Origin of the sequence: Phaeodactylibacter sp., assembly GCF_040219495.1 — a bacterium.
In the GTDB taxonomy this organism is placed as follows: Bacteria; Bacteroidota; Bacteroidia; order Chitinophagales; family Saprospiraceae; genus Phaeodactylibacter.
In genome coordinates this window covers 1-16,173 of the sequence record NZ_JAVJSK010000021.1, presented here as the reverse complement: position 1 = coordinate 16,173, position 16,173 = coordinate 1, and the positions used below count along the sequence as shown (strand labels likewise).

Annotated in this window: 15 protein-coding genes; 8 read left to right on the top strand and 7 right to left on the bottom strand. The window is 52.3% G+C overall.

The window, feature by feature from the left end; all coding sequences use genetic code 11:
* Positions 1-12 precede the first annotated feature (12 nt).
* Positions 13-387 (top strand): rhodanese-like domain-containing protein, encoded by a 375-nt coding sequence (locus RIC19_RS03935; RefSeq protein WP_350176987.1) that lies wholly within the window; start codon positions 13-15, stop codon positions 385-387.
* Positions 388-543: 156 nt separating this feature from the next.
* On the opposite strand, the gene RIC19_RS03930 is transcribed toward RIC19_RS03935, so the two are convergent.
* A complete protein-coding gene (locus RIC19_RS03930; RefSeq protein WP_350176986.1) occupies positions 544-1,227 on the bottom strand; it encodes a head GIN domain-containing protein in 684 nt (227 codons plus the stop codon).
* A 149-nt stretch (positions 1,228-1,376) separates the two neighbouring features.
* Between RIC19_RS03930 and RIC19_RS03925 the strand changes: the two genes are divergently transcribed.
* From RIC19_RS03925 to RIC19_RS03910, 4 genes are all read left to right on the top strand, one after another.
* Positions 1,377-2,630: a hypothetical protein gene (locus RIC19_RS03925; protein WP_350176985.1), complete on the top strand. Its 1,254-nt coding sequence runs from the start codon at positions 1,377-1,379 to the stop codon at positions 2,628-2,630.
* Between the two features lie 113 nt (positions 2,631-2,743).
* Positions 2,744-4,297 carry a glycine--tRNA ligase gene (locus RIC19_RS03920; RefSeq protein WP_350176984.1) on the top strand — a complete coding sequence of 518 codons (1,554 nt, stop codon included), beginning with the start codon at positions 2,744-2,746 and terminating at the stop codon, positions 4,295-4,297.
* 302 nt (positions 4,298-4,599) lie between these two features.
* Complete coding sequence (locus RIC19_RS03915) at positions 4,600-5,703, top strand: aminopeptidase (protein WP_350176983.1); 1,104 nt, start codon at positions 4,600-4,602, stop codon at positions 5,701-5,703.
* Positions 5,704-5,982: 279 nt separating this feature from the next.
* On the top strand, positions 5,983-6,714 hold the full coding sequence (locus RIC19_RS03910; RefSeq protein ID WP_350176982.1) for a hypothetical protein: 732 nt from the start codon (positions 5,983-5,985) through the stop codon (positions 6,712-6,714).
* 122 nt (positions 6,715-6,836) lie between these two features.
* On the opposite strand, the gene RIC19_RS03905 is transcribed toward RIC19_RS03910, so the two are convergent.
* The 5 genes from RIC19_RS03905 to RIC19_RS03885 all read right to left on the bottom strand — a co-directional run bounded on the left by RIC19_RS03905 (position 6,837) and on the right by RIC19_RS03885 (position 11,967).
* Positions 6,837-8,240, bottom strand: coding sequence for an MBL fold metallo-hydrolase RNA specificity domain-containing protein (locus RIC19_RS03905; RefSeq protein ID WP_350176981.1), 1,404 nt, complete (start codon positions 8,238-8,240; stop codon positions 6,837-6,839).
* 63 nt (positions 8,241-8,303) lie between these two features.
* Positions 8,304-9,377 (bottom strand): DUF4097 family beta strand repeat-containing protein, encoded by a 1,074-nt coding sequence (locus RIC19_RS03900; RefSeq protein ID WP_350176980.1) that lies wholly within the window; start codon positions 9,375-9,377, stop codon positions 8,304-8,306.
* 229 nt (positions 9,378-9,606) lie between these two features.
* The gene (locus RIC19_RS03895; protein ID WP_350176979.1) at positions 9,607-10,167 is read right to left on the bottom strand and encodes a hypothetical protein; all 561 of its coding nucleotides are present in this window, start codon (positions 10,165-10,167) and stop codon (positions 9,607-9,609) included.
* 69 nt (positions 10,168-10,236) lie between these two features.
* Positions 10,237-10,827, bottom strand: coding sequence for an RNA polymerase sigma factor (locus RIC19_RS03890; protein ID WP_350176978.1), 591 nt, complete (start codon positions 10,825-10,827; stop codon positions 10,237-10,239).
* 111 nt (positions 10,828-10,938) lie between these two features.
* Entirely contained in the window at positions 10,939-11,967 is a 1,029-nt protein-coding gene (locus RIC19_RS03885; protein ID WP_350176977.1) for a tetratricopeptide repeat protein, read from the bottom strand.
* A 105-nt stretch (positions 11,968-12,072) separates the two neighbouring features.
* On the opposite strand from RIC19_RS03885, the gene RIC19_RS03880 reads away from it, so the two are divergent.
* Positions 12,073-13,686, top strand: coding sequence for a T9SS type A sorting domain-containing protein (locus RIC19_RS03880; RefSeq protein ID WP_350176976.1), 1,614 nt, complete (start codon positions 12,073-12,075; stop codon positions 13,684-13,686).
* A 1-nt stretch (position 13,687) separates the two neighbouring features.
* Here RIC19_RS03880 and tsaB read toward each other — a convergent pair whose 3' ends face one another.
* On the bottom strand, positions 13,688-14,374 hold the full coding sequence (tsaB, locus tag RIC19_RS03875; protein ID WP_350176975.1) for a tRNA (adenosine(37)-N6)-threonylcarbamoyltransferase complex dimerization subunit type 1 TsaB: 687 nt from the start codon (positions 14,372-14,374) through the stop codon (positions 13,688-13,690).
* Between the two features lie 212 nt (positions 14,375-14,586).
* Here tsaB and prfA point away from each other — a divergent pair, with 212 nt between their 5' ends.
* Together prfA and RIC19_RS03865 are read left to right on the top strand one after the other, a co-directional pair.
* Complete coding sequence (gene prfA, locus RIC19_RS03870) at positions 14,587-15,663, top strand: peptide chain release factor 1 (protein WP_350176974.1); 1,077 nt, start codon at positions 14,587-14,589, stop codon at positions 15,661-15,663.
* A 270-nt stretch (positions 15,664-15,933) separates the two neighbouring features.
* Positions 15,934-16,173 (top strand): Rpn family recombination-promoting nuclease/putative transposase (locus RIC19_RS03865; RefSeq protein ID WP_350176973.1); only part of this gene is annotated, 240 nt, incomplete at its 3' end.

Genomic DNA, 16,173 nt, shown 5'->3' with positions numbered 1-16,173 from the left:
AAATTGACACCAATGCATAAGACACTGTTTATCGCACTGCTTGCTGTTTTTACGATGAATGCCTGCCAGAGTCAGACGGCACAGGAAAACGAATTTGTACTACCTAAACAGGCGTACCAGGAAAAGATGGCTTCTATTGACGCCCTGCAATTGCTCGATGTACGCACGCCCAAAGAGTACGATGCTGGCCATATCGAAGGGGCTGAGCTGATCAATTTCTTTGATGAAGACTTCGTGCAGCAAGTGGAGGGCAAGTTCGACAAGAATGAACCCCTGATGCTGTACTGCCGCTCTGGCAATCGCAGCGCCAAGGCCACTGCAAAACTAAAAGCCGCAGGCTTTAAGGAAATCTACGACCTCAAGGGCGGTTATAATATCTGGAAGTAGCCCAACAGGCATAGAGGGTGGACGTTCGCGCCCACCCTCTATCTTTTCCGGCTTGTCGTGAGGCGTACCCTCAGCTGCCGCCAATCGGCAAAATCTGCTTTTCCCAAAGCGTTAGACTATGTACTTTCGCTCAACCCGGGAAGCCCCGGCAAGGGCTTACAGTTTGCGGATCCCGCCCGAAATCAGCGACCGCATGTTTTTGATTTCCGGATCACCGGCGTACTCAATGCTACCGCCGGTGTTTGCGTTGGCATCCAACCGCTTATTGGCCACCACTTCAGCCATGCCGCCGGTGTTTGACTTTACGTAAGTGCGCATGCACTGTAGTTCCAGCCCTTCGTACACCCCACCGGTGGAAACCGATACTTCCTGGTCTTCCGTTTCGCCAGAGATGGTGAGCACTCCGCCCTCAGAAGCCGACGCCTCAATAGCGTTGACCGCCACCTCAACGAAAAGCTCGCCCCCACTAGAGGCTCTCAGGTTGAGCTCATCACCGGTCAGGGTGCCGGCAGTGCGCACAGAAGCTCCAGCGCTCGACTTAATAGCCCTCAACTTGGTGTAGGTCAGGGTGATCTCCACGCGGTCAAAATCACTGAACAGCCCCTCAATCAGCTGAATTTTCAGGGTTTTGCCTTTTACGTAAAGGGTGATATCATCCGCATCGATACCATCTGTCTCGATCATGGCCGAGGGCGCATCCCCCTGCACCAGGGTGACCGAAATGTCGCCGGTTACTGATACAGCGTCAAAATGTTCCAGTTTGCGGGTCTCCTGTGCTTTGCCGGACATTGCGAATCCAAGGAGGATTAAGATCACAATAGCTCTGAGAATAGTATTCATAACTTTGATATTTTTGTTGTTTCCAGTTCTTTGATGCCAGCAGGGAACTTGTTCCCCTATGCAGTGTAGTATATTTTTCAGGCACTCTGCTTTTGAGGGGAATTCCCTATTTTTGAAACTGATTCCAAAAACGAACTAAATTACGACCTATGAACCGTTTATCGCTCTTACTAATCCTGGCCATTGGGCTTTGGAGCGGATGCAACAAAGATGATGACGACCAGGACTGCACGCTTCCTGTGTATACCTGGAACACCCCCACCTTCGAAAGCCAGGGCAACTGGTTTTGGTTAACCGATGCCGGCGGGGAAATCAGAGCCCGGACGATGGCAGAAAGCCAGAGCAGTGTGCTGCTGCAACCGGAAAGCTGTACCGAACAGCCCAACCTAAATTTCCTGCAAATCACTTCTACGGCAGCAGCCGATAATACAGCCCGTACGGTCTTCAACCTTACGACCCTCCTCAATGCGCCAGATGGCCTGGTATGGGATACGCTGCCTGCTCCTGCTCCTGTGGAATGGGAAGTAGCCGTGAATGGGGTAAGCAGTCTGGAAACCCTGCTCTGGCCCGCCGAGAGCAAAGAAATCTTTGGTGGCGACATTTTTATAGACCCTGCCGCCGACCTGCTAAGCTTTGCGTTGCAGGTACCGGAAGGAGCGCCGGCTTATGCCACCATACAAGCCAACGGAGAAGGCACGCCCCGCTACCTCTGGGCAGCCTCCGCCAATGACGATGCCTTCACCTTTGAGTACAACACCTTGCCGATACCGGTGGAGGCCGGCCCTATCAGCCTGCCCAATACCCGCAGCTGGCGGTACCGGGTGTTCGGCCAGGGCCCGGATGGAGAAGCAGTCCTGGACTATTCCTCTATGCCCGACCTGGTCAGCGGCAGTTTTGCCCCGCTTGTGCCGGCAAGCCTGCCCGGTGGTTTCCGCCTTCTGGCTCAGGAAGAAAATACCTTTGAAGGGCTTCCTTTTTCTGCCAACCGGTACAATAAAATAGTCGGGGCATTGCCAGGCAGCATACCAGCTACCGGTGCCCAGTTCAACTTAGAACGAGCGGCTGACACCCTTCGGGTGAGCACCACCGGCGATGCGCCAGCTGTTTACGTACTACAGATCACTGACTACCGGGGCGAAGGCCCCTGGCTGAGGTGGACGATTTATGGTACGCCCGAAATGTTTGAAAACCTGGTGCTCCCCCAATGGCCGGAGGTCTTCGCCAACAACCGCTCTGCTTTGCTCGGTAGCGGGCGGCAAACCTTAGCCCTGCTCAGCGCCCGCTTCTACGATACACGCCCGGCTTACGGGCAAATTATAGAGGCACAGGCACAGCAGCTCCCCCACTGGGAAGCCGAACAAGGCTTGCTGGAACGCACACGTGCCTTTCTCTTTCAGCCTTAAATCTCTTTATTTTCCGGGTATTCAGTTCCGGATAACTGATGTTTTTACGACCTTAGCGGGCTCGAAAAGGGCAGTGCAGTAGAAGACTGCCCCGTATAATTAATCAGGACCCTATGTCACAGCAAAACGACCTATTCAAAAAACTGGTAGCCCACTGCAAAGAATACGGCTTCATTTATCAATCCAGTGAAATATATGACGGCCTGAGTGCCGTATACGACTACGGCCCCTATGGCGTCGAGCTCAAGAATAACCTCAAGGATTACTGGTGGAAGAGCATGGTGCAGATGCACGATAACATCGTGGGCCTGGATTCAGCGATTTTCATGCACCCCAAAACCTGGAAAGCCTCCGGCCACGTTGATGCCTTCAACGACCCGCTCATTGACAACAAAGACAGTAAGCGCCGCTTCCGGGCTGATGTGCTCGTGGAAGACCACATGGAGAAAATCGAGGGCAAGATTGACAAGGAAATCCAAAAAGCAAAAAAACGCTTTGGCGATGACTTCGATGAGGCCATGTACCGGGAGACCAACCCACGGGTATCAGGCTACATCAGCGAGCACGCTGCGATTGAAGCCCGTCTGGGCGCTGCCATGTCCAACAACGATCTGGAAGGCCTCAGGAAGCTGATTGAGGACCTGGGTATTGCTGACCCGGACACCGGCTCCCGCAACTGGACAGATGTCCGGCAGTTCAACCTCATGTTCTCCACCCAACTGGGCAATATCGCTGGCTCCGAGGGCAAGCTTTACCTCCGTCCGGAAACGGCACAGGGCATTTTTGTCAATTTCCTGAACGTACAGAAAACGACCCGGCAGAAGCTGCCATTTGGTATTGCGCAGATTGGCAAAGCGTTCCGTAACGAAATTGTAGCCCGGCAATTCATCTTCCGCATGCGGGAGTTTGAACAGATGGAGATGCAGTACTTCATCAAGCCCGGTGAGCAGATGAAATGGTACGAATACTGGAAGGAAACCCGCCTGAAGTGGCACCTGGCACTGGGTACGCCTAAAGAAATGCTGCGCTTCCACGACCACGGCGAAAACCTCGCTCACTACGCTGATGCCGCAGCTGATATTCAGTTTAACTTCCCGTTTGGCTTTAAAGAGCTGGAGGGCATTCACAGCCGGACTGACTTTGACCTGGGCGCTCATCAGGAGCTTTCGGGCAAGAAGTTGCAGTTTTTTGACCCGGAGACGAAGGAAAGCTACGTACCTTATGTTTTGGAAACTTCTATCGGCTGCGACCGTATGTTCCTGGCGACGATGTCTCAGGCCCTGCAGGAAGAGACCATTACCAGTGCCAATGGGAAAGAGAGCACACGTGAAGTACTGAAGCTGCACCCGGCTTTATCGCCGATCAAATGCGCGATTTTGCCGCTCAAGCGGAATGATGAGCGCCTCGTCAAGATGGCTACGGACATCTTCAACACGCTCCGGTTGTCCTTTAATGTACAGTACGATGACACCGGCAGTATTGGCAAGCTCTACCGCCGGCAAGACGCTATTGGTACACCATTCTGTGTGACGGTAGATTTTGAAGCCCTGGACGACCAAACCGTGACTATCCGCGACCGGGACACACTCGAACAGGAACGCGTGCCGGTAGATCAGCTGGAAAGCATCATCCGCAAACGCGTGGATATGAAACAGCTGCTGATGTAAGGCGGCACAGCCTGAATGCGAAATTTACGGGCAGTGCAGTGCCTTTGGTACTACACTGCTTTGATTTGAAAGCCTGACCCGCAAGCTTTAGAACGTGTTGGCACTTTCGTCTACTAGTCGAAAACTAACATTTTTTTGGTTAGGCGAGGCACGAAAACCGGAGTTTAGCCTTAGCTAGATAGCCCACCCCGCAGTTTGCGGGAAGGATTTTCGGGACGAAGTATAAGCAAACCTGCCTGCGTGTCGAAGTGTTCGACAGGCAGGCTACTAAAGTCCCAACACGCTCTTAAATATAATATGCTATGGAAAACATGCTTCAGAAGTATGCGCACCTTTTGGTACACTATTGCCTGAGCACCAAGCCTGGCGACAAGATGTACCTGCGCAGCACCACCCTCGCAGAACCGCTGGTCCGGGAAGTCTTCCGCGAAGCGGTCCGGGCGGGCGCCGTTGTAGAAACCGATCTTGCTTTTCGGGAACAGGGCCGCATACTACTGGAAGAGGCTGGAACAGCGCAGCTCCAATCGATCTCCCCTCTTTACAAAAAGGCAATGGAGGCGTTTGACACCTACCTCTACATCATTGCACCGTACAACCTGCGGGAAGACCAGAATGTAGACCCTGCGAAGCGCAAAATCCGTCAGGAAGCCCACGCGCCGGTGATGAAACGGTACTTCGAACGCACCGCTACGCTGGACATGCGCCGCAGCCTTTGCCAATACCCCACCCTCGCCAATGCGCAGGAAGCCGGAATGTCACTGGAAGAATACGAGCGGTTTGTGTTCAATGCCTGCCGCTTGTACGACGAAGACCCCATCCAAAGCTGGATATCGGTGCGCGAGCAACAGCAGCAAATTGTTGACCTGCTCAATGAGCGCGAAGAGGTCCACTACAAGGGCGACGGGGTGGACATCAGCTTCAGGATCGATAAAACCAGAAAGTGGATCAACTCCGACGGCCGCACCAATATGCCTTCCGGAGAAGTTTACACCTCCCCGCTTGAAGATTCCGTTAACGGAGTGATCCGTTTTTCCTATCCGGCCCTGTACATGGGGCATGAAGTGGAAGGCGCAACCCTCTACGTCAAAGACGGTTATGTGGAAAAGTGGGAAGCGACGAGGGGCAAGGGCTTTCTGGACCAGATCTTCCAGATTGAAGGCGCAAGGCGGTTTGGAGAGGCAGCCATCGGTACCAACTACCGTATTCAGCAGATGACGAAGAACATCCTGTTTGACGAAAAGATTGGCGGCACCGTGCACATGGCTATTGGCCAATCTTACCTGCAGGCCGGCGGTAAAAACCAGTCTACCGTGCATTGGGATATGATCACAGATATGACTCAGGAGGGGGAAATCTATGCCGACGGAGAGAAAATTTACGAAAAAGGCAAGTTTTTGTTCCTCTGATCTTAAACTAAACCGGTAGCTTATTTGTGAAACACTACGTTAGGGCCAAATGAGGGGTATTGACCTCCAAAGACAAGTATATTCAAGGTTTTATTAAAATTTCGACCTTTCAAAATTTAATGGATTTGAATTTTCTGTATAACTTGCGAATAGAAATGCTTTTTGCCCAAGCCAAATGGATCTAAAACGAAAAACCCTGGTAACCGAGCAAATCATGCATTGGAACGAGAAAACTGACGGAACACAATTAAATAAACCAACATTTAATCTCCTTAAACCGTGAACAATAACATTGCATTTCTAGAATTAAAGTACGGCAACATTTACGGAGGATATCCCAATTTCTACGCGATCAGTGAAATCTGCCTGCTGGTTTTTGAGCAAGACACCAACCGGATCTTCATAGAGACCTTCATTAACAACGCCAATGTCGATTTTGTGAGCGTCTACTCTAAAGTAGATGAGCTGGGACACACAGTTGGCCGGGTTAAGGAAGTCATCAATATGCGTACGCACCGCCGCAGACCTTTCGATGAAGAGTTCCGGCTGGATGAGAAGCAGTTGGCCGGGTCCTTTAATCAGTTGCGCCCTTCCCGTATGCCGATCAAGAACTTCCTGACTAAGAATCTGCGCAAGTACCGTTTCCGGGATCTGGTCACTTTTGATGGCCGCCGTGATGTGTTCCTCTGTGAGCGCTCCGGAGGGCGCTTCGACCGCTACAACATTATTGACCTTCAGAAAGACCTGAACAAGGAGACAGACTACCTCTTCTCCCTCAACAAGCTTTCTAAGGTGATCAATTTTGATCATGACCGCAGCTACCTGCGTTCCAATAACCTGGAGTACTGGCTACACCCAATTGCAGACCGGCAGATTGTACCCAAGTCCGCAGCCTACGATGCAGCCCGATTAATGATGATCCACAATGAGTACCGCGACCACCATGAAGATTTCATGATGAAAGCTGCTCTTCTGCTTAATAAGATTCAGCAAAGCAAGCAATCCGAATAAAACAGAGTGCTCTGGTAGTATACCCTGCCGCAGATGGAGCAGTGTTCCCTAATATGTTAGCCCCGCAGGCACGATAGTGTCCCTGCGGGGCTTCTGCTTTTAGCGCTTGTAGGAAGAGGGGATCAAATCCGGTATTCCTGATGAAGCGATGGAATCTCCACGTTGGCGAAACCATCCTCATTCAACAGTTCCCGGAAAGCCTCCTGCCGGTCTAATGTACCATGCACCAAAAATAACTGCCGGAGGCTCTTCTTCTGGTTCTTCAGAAAATCCAGGATTTCGTGCCGGTCGGCGTGGGCGGAGAAAGAATCCATGACTTCGATATCGGCTTTGACTGGCCGGGTCTGCCCGAAAACCCGCACTTCAGTGGCACCATCCCGAAGCTGTCCGCCCGGTGTATGAGGCGCACAGTACCCTACAATAAGGAAGGTGTTCTGCTCCTCCACAATATGATGATAAAGATGGTGCTTCACCCGCCCGGCATTCATCATACCCGAAGAACTGATGATGATACAGGGGTCTTTGGATTGGTTTAACTCCTTGGAGACCGAAGCCTTCCGGACATACTTCAGCCCGTTAAAGCCGAACGGGTCATCATCTTCCAGCAGGTATTCATTCAGTTCATTGTCGTAGCATTCAGGGTGGGCGCCAAAAATGGTGGTAGCATTGACGGCTAACGGGCTGTCAACGTACACCGGTATTCGGGGCAATTCGCCAGCGGAGGCTAATTGGTCCAGCATATAAACCACTTCTTGTGTACGGCCGATACTGAACGCCGGAATAATGAGCTTGCCCTTTTTCTCCACACAAGTGCGCTCAATGATATGCTTAAAACGCTTGATTTCATTCGGCGCGTTATCGTGGTCCTTATTGCCGTAGGTCGATTCACAAATCAGGAAGTCCACTTCGGGCATTGGGACCGGATCACGGAGGATCGGGCGGTTGGGCCGGCCAATGTCACCGGTAAATCCAATCATGGTTTTGCGCCCCAGCTGATCTACCCGGATCGTTACCGAGGCACTGCCGAGGATATGGCCGGCATCCCTGAAGAGGACCTCCACCCCATCGCGTATAGTAACCCACCGATTGTAGCCGTGCCCCTCAAAAAGGTTCCAGGCTTGCTCGGCGTCCTTTGGGGTGTACAGGGGGTCAACGAAGCCGTCCTCCCTGCCTTTTTTTCGCAGCCGCTTGTTGTGGTACTCCGCATCGTACTGCTGAATCTTTGCGCTATCCATCAACATGATCGCACACAGGCTTCGCGTGGCGTGGGTGCAGTGGATGTCCCCGCTAAAACCGTCTTTAACCAGTTTTGGAATACGCCCGCTGTGGTCGATGTGGGCATGGGAAAGGATTAGGCAATCTATTTTGGCGGGATCGAAGGGCCATTGCTCATTGAAGTCTTTCATGTCTTTATCACTCCCCTGATATAGCCCGCAATCCAGAAGGATCGTGTAGCCATCGTCGAGGGTAATCAGGTGAGCGCTGCCTGTGACTTCCTGAGCGGCTCCGCAGAATGTTATCTTCATAATTTGGGTTGAATTCGGTAATTGGCCTTCAATATAACAAAATCCCGATTCAACCCCGCATCGTCAGTCGGCTTCTATCGTTAGCCCACCGTAGTTTATGAAAGCCTCCACCAGGCCGGCACTGGAATGGCGTTGCCCAAAGTACCCGTTGACGGTGTGGCGGTCACTGCTCTCCGTCTCTTCGGTCAGCTGCAGGGCACGTGGATAACGGATCCCGGCATGCTGTGCCACCGCACTTAACCGGCAGTTCACCAACGGGTTCAATACCAGCCTGAAATCGGTAAACCGCCCCTTGAGATCCAGGTGCCGGAACTGCCGGGGCAGATCGGTCACCCGAACCCGGCTGCTGTCCGCTTCGATTTCTGCTTTGTAGCCGATTTCATTCAGATAAAGCCGCGAAAGTGCAGTATGCACTTTGACTTCGCGTACCTGATCCAGCGAAATTTCATCAAACCGGCCTTCGTTAGTGAACGTCCCACCTCCATCGACAAAATAATTATCATAGCGGGTCTCGCTTTCCAGGCGGTCAATATTCCGGAACTTCAGGACGGAAGAACGGCTCCGCACTTTGATCCACTTGGCGGTGGTCAGGCTCCCTTCAACATTAACCAAATCGGCATTCAGTCGGGTGATTTGTTCGAGGTTGATGGCGCCATCTTTTTGATTGAGGGTCACTTCTCCTTTGAGCTCAGATCCAAACACGTCTCCACTGATGACTTCGGCAGAGATATTGCCCGTAACATTCCTCAGTGCTACCCTGCCGCGCTTATTGAGCAGGGAGAGGGAGGCCGGCTGTGGAAGAAAAACCCTTATGGACACTGAATAATCGGTAGTCTCTGCGCCCGGGAAAGGCCACCAGGTGCTTTGGGCAGGCGCTATTTCCGTTTGGATATTGACCAGGCGCTGTTGTATATTTATTTCGGTCTGAATCCGATCAAATACCCGGCCGGCTGCTTCTTCGTTCTCTGCCTGCACTTCAGTTAATGCTTCGATCCGGATACGGTTTTCCGCCCAACCTTCCACGCTGACCGACCCGTATTTATTGGAGATGTTGACCAGCACCGTAGGGTAAACTTCATAGTCTTTTTTTATGAGCCGTGAAAAGGTCTCACAATCACAAGAAGCCTGCCCTTGCAAAGGAGCCGATACGGTTAGGGTGAGGAAAAGAGCGATAAAACTCCCAAAACTGGCCTTAAAGCTTATTGGGCTTTTGCTTTTAGAGCAACCGTCGCTAAATTTTGCTCTAATCAAGGCGCAGGAAGGGAGCATAACTTTGGCTAAGTGACCAAAGAGCAACGAAAAACAGGGCGAAATTTGGCAAGAGCAGACTGAAGCATAAAACCCTAACCAACTCTTATTCGACGGCTTATAGAATCCGGTCATTCGTTCTTGCTTTCTTGGGCACGACCGGTTCAAAGTCCGGATCAGCCATTTGGATGCGGTTCAGTACGCGTTCCAGGATATACACTTTGGCACGGTAGTTCTCCAGCAGGTGCTTAACAATTTCCTCCGCTTTTCCGGAAGGTGCGCCTTGCAACTCTTTGCGCAATTCGATAATGCTCTCATCCAGGCGCTGCAAATCCTGTTGTACAGCCCCGGCTTGTTCATAGCTTACCAGCTGCTGATATTTCTGTTGAATCTCTTTTTGATAGGCCGCCTCCTGAGCGGCATACTGCGCCCCGACATCGTCAAGGGCTACGATAGCGGAAGGTACAGGAGTACTCAGGTAGCCGCCCAGTGCAGCGCCACAAAACAACAGCCCGACAACCGCCGCTGCAACCCCCACTACTTTCCATAGCAACAACCGGCGGTGTTTGCGGTGGTCCAGCTCCTGCCGGATACCGCCCCAGGCCTTTAGTTCGGGCACATCGGTATCGAAGGCGTCCCGATTATCGTGAATGAATTGTTCAAATTGATCGCGGTGCATAGTTTACTTGTCTTAAAGCGGGTCATCCCCGCCTTACCCTGTGATAGAATGTGGCACTACGGTTAATGTTCAGGACATTGCGCCCACGATATCCCGTAGTTTCTTTTTGGCACGGCTGTATTGCGATTTGGAAGTCGCTTCTGAAACATCCAGAATTTCAGCGATTTCCTTGTGGTCATACCCTTCCATAGCATAGAGGGTAAACACCACCCGGTAGCCGTCTGGCAACTGCTGAACCCCACGCTTGATCAGCTCTACACTGAGCTCGGGGCCATCAGCAGTTTTGGCATCTGCAGCTGATTCGTCAGCCACAAAGCGGTCCTCCAGTTCTTCCAGTTGCAACCGGTTGCGCTTCAGATGATTGATACAGTTATTGACCACGATGCGCTTAATCCAGGCCCCTACAGACGATTGGTATCTAAAGGTGTGGAGCTTGGTAAACACATCAACGAAGGAATTCTGCAACAAATCCTCAGCGTCTTGCTCATGCCGGAGCATACGCAGACACACATTGTACATCGCTCGGGAATAGAGCCGGTAGAGCTCAAATTGGGCACGTCGATTGCCGCGCTTGCACTTCTCGACAATGTCTTGATGTGTACTTGCGTAATCCAATTTCAGGTGTTTGTAATCAACAGCGGGTGACTTTAATGCATGCATGACTTTCTTGTTGATCGTCTATACCTGTAATGACCTTTCGGTTGCCCAAAGGTTGCATGGAAAGCAGAAATGAGAAGGCAGCACATAGCTACCGGCGTCGCAACGTCTAATCTACCCCGCTTCTTTGAGCCCGTTCAGCCGTTCCTGCGCCTGCTCATAATCCGGTGCCATGCGCAGCGCTTGTTCGTAATCAGAGACCGCCTCTGCCGGTTTGCCTTGCAGCTCCCGGCTCAGTCCGCGGAAGTAATAAGCCCGGATATGCGTAGGCGAAACCTTGACGGCGAGGTCAAACTGCTGCTCGGCTTTGGAGAGCGAGTCCATATCCAGATAGAGCAACCCTGAGTTGAAGTAGGCATCGTCGTACTGTGGGTCAATGGTAATAATCCGGCGGTATAACGCTACGGCACCTTCCAGATCGTTCGTTGCCGTCAGATAATCGGCTTTGGAATGCAGAGCGGTGATATTGTTGGGTGCGATACGGGTCGCATTGTCAAAGTAGCGCAAGGCCAGGGGGTCGCCAAGCCCGGCGTACAGCTGCCCCAGGTTTACCCAGCCACCGATGATACTGGCGTCAAGCTCTACGGCTTCCTGATAGCTGTTGATGGCTCGCACGGTGTCTTTCCGTTCCTCGAAGTTCATACCAAACATAAAGTAGGCCTCGGCATTCTGCGGATCAATTTTGAGCACCCGGTCTATTGTTTTCATCGACTCCTCGTACTGCATAAGAATGAGGTGGTACTCGCTCAGCTTGAGCAGCGTGGGAATGTCTTCCGGAAAGCGCTGCGCGGCGCTTTTAAGGATCTCAAGCGCCTGCCGCGACTTGAAATAATCCAGATAAGCATCGGCTAGTTTATGGTAGTAGACCGGCTGCGTCGTATCGAGTTGGATCGCCTTGGTATAATCGCGAATGGCTTCATCGTACCCGCGGTTTTCATAGAAAACATCACCCCGCTTTACATACAAATCGGGATTGCCGCTGTTGGCTGAAATAGCCTGTGTCAGGCCATCAATAGTAGGATTGCCGGTTTGGCCCATCTCAGGCGTACCACCTTCCGCGTTGTCCCCGGCACCATCACCACAGGCACTTAGTGCGGTGATTCCGATCAGTGCGAGCAGGGAGAAAAACAATTTAGCTTTCATAGATGTGTAATATTGATTACAAATAAGATGCGCGAAGTTAGTTATTTTAACGTTTCGCCATGAACGGATTAAGAATCCGCAAGTGTCAATAAAATTTCATTCCGCATGAAAACGCTCTGGTTTCTCCTTCTGTTTAGCCCCGTTCTGGCCTTTTCCCAAACCTGGCCGCTGCTACAGACCGTAGACGGGGACAATTTCGAGTCGGTAGATGCGCTCTTGCCACTACGCAACAGCGGGACCGTGGTTGCCGGGACCTACTTCGGCTCTTCGCCTTTTGCGGGCGGTAGCAACAGCAAAGGCAGGGCAGACTTGTTTGTCGCCCGGTACGATGCCGGCGGAGTGTTGGAATGGTACCTGGAGGGCGGCGATCAGGAGAACGAGACCGTCAGCGGGCTGGCGGAGCTCCCCAACGGCGATATCGCACTGGCGGGCAGCTACTGGTTCAACCTGCCTCTTGGGGACACGCTCCTGGAAACAGGGAGCAGTGTGCGGTCGCTATTCCTCGCACGCCTGTCGGAAGGCGGAGACGTAGTATGGGCTAAGCGCCTGAGCGGCGACGGGCTGAAAGACATCGCTGATGTGGGTGTCCTGCCTGATAGCTCTATTGTCATTGCGGGCTTTTTCCGCAATACCCTGGAACTGGGAGACAGCACCCTCCTTACCGAAGCTGAACCGGGCAGCACCTCTCTTTTTGTTGCGGCCTATGCGCCCGATGGACAACTACGCTGGGTGACTCAGGCCGGAGGAGCAGATGACCTGCGCATTACAGCTATGGCGGTCGGCCCGGAAGGTCAAATCGGCGTGGGCGGCAATTTCAATGGCGTTTCTGAACTGGCCGGAACTACGCTCGACGCCGGTTTTTTCAATCAGGATGTGTTTCTCGCTGCCTTCTCCCCTACCGGTATGCCACTTTGGGCAAGCGACCTGGGCGGCGTGATTGACGACAACCTGCAGGGCCTCACAATCGACACTTCCGGCAACCTTTACGCCACCGGCAATATCATCGGGGTCATGAACCTATCCGAAGAAATCAGTATTGCCAGCAGTAACGGCAATGACGACTGTTTCCTGGTCAAATACAGCGCTGATGGAACACCGCTATGGGGCCGGGCACTGGGTGGCCCCGATGTACAGGATGGGCTGAGTATCGCTGTACAGCGTGACTTTGTAGTCCTCGGCGGGGGCTTTCAGGGAGCAATCGGCTGGGATGGGCTGAGTGCTGATGTAGGCGAGGACGGCATCATCTGGGGGCTCATTGCCGCTTTTACACCTGATGGCGATGCCCGGTGGCTGCGTACGCTGCCCACCAATGACTTTGGCCTGATCGAGTGCCTGGCCTTCTCCAGTGAGCAGCAATTATATGCCGGAGGCAGTTTTGGGAATACGGGCGCTTTCAACGGTGAAACGATCCCGAGCAATGGCCCTAATAGTGGATTCTGGGGGCGGCTAAGCGACCTTTTATCTCCAATCCCATTGGATTCAGAACCAGAGGCCCTCCCCGTTGTGGCCTTCCCAAACCCGACAAAGGGTGAGGTGCAGTTAGTCAATGCCCCTATGCAGGCTACGGTCTCTGTGTTTAATGCCATGGGACAGCGTGTACAGCCATCCGCTTACGCGAACATGCCGGTCGACCTCTCCCATTTGCCGAAAGGCTGGTATGTGCTGCGGGTGGAAAATGAACTTGGGGCAGTCCGCTCATTAAGGGTACTAAAGCAGTAAGTTAAAGCAATTTCTTCTTCGACTTAGTGACATTCGGCGGCTTGAGGTAAAAAGGCCTGTAGTAGGCCACATCTTCAAACTGTTCCGCTTCGTACCGCTGTAAGGCAATTGGGATCAGGTGTGCAGCCGAGCAAACCACCGGGCTGTAGATGACCCCGGATGCCGGGAGTACCTTTTTGCATTTTTCTGCGCCGTTACCGGAAAGGATCAGGGGGATGCCTTTATTCAGCTCCTCCTGAAAGGTCTCCGCTGCCACGATAAGAGGGGCGGCTTCAGTGAGCCGTTCATTGGTGGCATCAAAGCGAGCGGTGTAGACCTCCATACGGCGGGCATCGATCATGGGCAGATAGAGCCCTTCTTCCCGTTCCGTGTTCAGGCTGGCCAGGGCAAGGGACTGTAAAGTGTCTACAGCAATCAGAGGTTTATCCAGCGTGTAGCAGATGCCTTTGGCAGTAGAAGTGCCCACCCGCAGGGACGTGTAAGACCCGGGGCCACTACTCACACTAACGGCATCCACTTCTGACAGGGAGAGGCGGGCCTGTTCGAGTACTGATTGAATCAGTAGGGTGATCTGTGCCGCGTGCTGCCGCACACCATCTGCCGTTTGTATGCTGAGCAATTGCAACCCATCACTGACTGCGATGGAGCAGATATCTGTCGCTGTTTCTATGTGGAGTATTCTAGCCATATTGAGGTGCAAAAATAAGAAAGCCCGGGCAGGGAACTCAAATTCCGCTCCTTTTTGTTTTGTCTGTGCGGTACAGGTGTTAACTTTACCGTCCAAATTGAAGTAGAATGATCCTCATCAATACCATTCCGTATCAGTTCATGTAGCGTAGTGTACCGCACTATCCCTCTCCTTTTTACTTTTTCTACCCTCTTCAACAAACGAAAAGAATCATGCTGGACAAGCTCGAAGCCATAAAAGACCGTTACCTCTACCTGGAAGAACAGATGGCCGACCCCAAGGTCCTTTCTGATATGGACCGCTACACCAAGATAGGTAAGGAGTATAAAGACCTCCAGCCAATCGTGAAGGCCCACGATGCCTACGCAGAGCTGATCGGCAATATCGAAACCGCTCAGGAGATGATCAAAGAGGAAGAAGGCGAAATGCGCGATATGGCCAAGATGGAACTCGAAGAGCTGCTTCCGAAAAAGGAAGAGATGGAAGAGGACATCAAGATGCTCCTCATCCCAAAAGACCCGGAAGACAGCAAAGACGTGATCTTCGAAATCCGGTCTGGTACAGGCGGTGACGAAGCCAGCCTGTTTGCCGGCGATCTGTACCGTATGTACTCCCGCTACTTTGACACCAAAGGGCTCAAAACGGAGACCGTCAGCGTAAATGAAGGAACGGTGGGCGGTTACAACAAAATCGTACTGGAAGTCAGGGGCGATGATGTCTACGGCTTGCTAAAGTTTGAGTCCGGTGCGCACCGCGTGCAGCGCATTCCCCAAACTGAATCCCAGGGTAGGGTGCATACTTCTGCGGCTACCGTTGTGGTGATGCCCAAGCTGGAAATGGAAGATGTAGACATCAACAAAGCCGACCTGAAGATTGACACCTACCGGTCGAGTGGCGCGGGCGGGCAGCACGTCAACAAGACGGAATCCGCCGTTCGGATCACCCACCTCCCCACCAATATCGTATCAGAAAGCCAAGATGGCCGTTCGCAGATCAAGAACCGCGAAATTGCCCTCAACCGCCTCTACGTGAAAATCATGGAGGTGCGCCGCGAACAGCACGAGTCCGAACAGGCCGCTAAGCGAAAATCCCTCGTGGGCTCGGGCGACCGGGCGGGTAAAATCCGTACCTACAACTACCCGCAAAACCGCGTCACCGACCACCGCCTCGAAGGGGAGCACAAGAACTTCCCCCTACAGACCATCATCGAAGGCGACCTCGACCCCATCATCGAGCAGCTGAAGGTGACGGAAAATGCCGAGCGCATGAAGGAAGGGGCGGATGCATAAACCAACTCAATACATTTTGCGTTAAAAAAATACTTTTTTAAACAAATTTTGTATTTTCGGAGCAGACGCAATCTCTGTACTATGCCCCAAAATCTAAGACTGTGTTGGGAATTCGCTTTTGGAGCGAATGTAGTCAAATTTTATTCTGAACAAGGCGCGATACATTCAAGAATGGGATTAAAGGGGCCCATTCTTGAATCACATAGCCTTAGCTAAGCGACTGAAGAGCAACGAAGTGCAGGATAAAATTTGGCAAATGCAGCCCAAAGGGTGAAATCCCAACACAGTCTAAATGTCCATCAACCAGATGACCGCTTCTTCAAGTCGGCTATGAGCGACCCGGAGGTGGTCAGAGCTTATCTTCAGCACTTCTATCCTGAAATTGCCGGTATTGCTGATCTCAATACGCTGCAGCAGCAGAATACGCAGTCTATGCGCCCCAATTTAAAGCTGTTCAGCGCTGATGTTGTGTACCGGTGCCAGCTAAAAGGCGGCAGTGGGCAGCATTTT

Excerpts from the sequence above, each read along its gene's own strand:
- RIC19_RS03935 (WP_350176987.1), top strand. The coding sequence starts at position 13 with ATGCATAAGACACTGTTTATCGCACTGCTTGCTGTTTTTACGATGAAT.
- RIC19_RS03930 (WP_350176986.1), bottom strand. The coding sequence starts at position 1,227 with ATGAATACTATTCTCAGAGCTATTGTGATCTTAATCCTCCTTGGATTC.
- RIC19_RS03925 (WP_350176985.1), top strand. The coding sequence starts at position 1,377 with ATGAACCGTTTATCGCTCTTACTAATCCTGGCCATTGGGCTTTGGAGC.
- RIC19_RS03920 (WP_350176984.1), top strand. The coding sequence starts at position 2,744 with ATGTCACAGCAAAACGACCTATTCAAAAAACTGGTAGCCCACTGCAAA.
- RIC19_RS03915 (WP_350176983.1), top strand. The coding sequence starts at position 4,600 with ATGGAAAACATGCTTCAGAAGTATGCGCACCTTTTGGTACACTATTGC.
- RIC19_RS03905 (WP_350176981.1), bottom strand. The coding sequence starts at position 8,240 with ATGAAGATAACATTCTGCGGAGCCGCTCAGGAAGTCACAGGCAGCGCT.
- RIC19_RS03895 (WP_350176979.1), bottom strand. The coding sequence starts at position 10,167 with ATGCACCGCGATCAATTTGAACAATTCATTCACGATAATCGGGACGCC.
- RIC19_RS03890 (WP_350176978.1), bottom strand. The coding sequence starts at position 10,827 with ATGCATGCATTAAAGTCACCCGCTGTTGATTACAAACACCTGAAATTG.
- RIC19_RS03885 (WP_350176977.1), bottom strand. The coding sequence starts at position 11,967 with ATGAAAGCTAAATTGTTTTTCTCCCTGCTCGCACTGATCGGAATCACC.
- RIC19_RS03880 (WP_350176976.1), top strand. The coding sequence starts at position 12,073 with ATGAAAACGCTCTGGTTTCTCCTTCTGTTTAGCCCCGTTCTGGCCTTT.
- tsaB (WP_350176975.1), bottom strand. The coding sequence starts at position 14,374 with ATGGCTAGAATACTCCACATAGAAACAGCGACAGATATCTGCTCCATC.
- prfA (WP_350176974.1), top strand. The coding sequence starts at position 14,587 with ATGCTGGACAAGCTCGAAGCCATAAAAGACCGTTACCTCTACCTGGAA.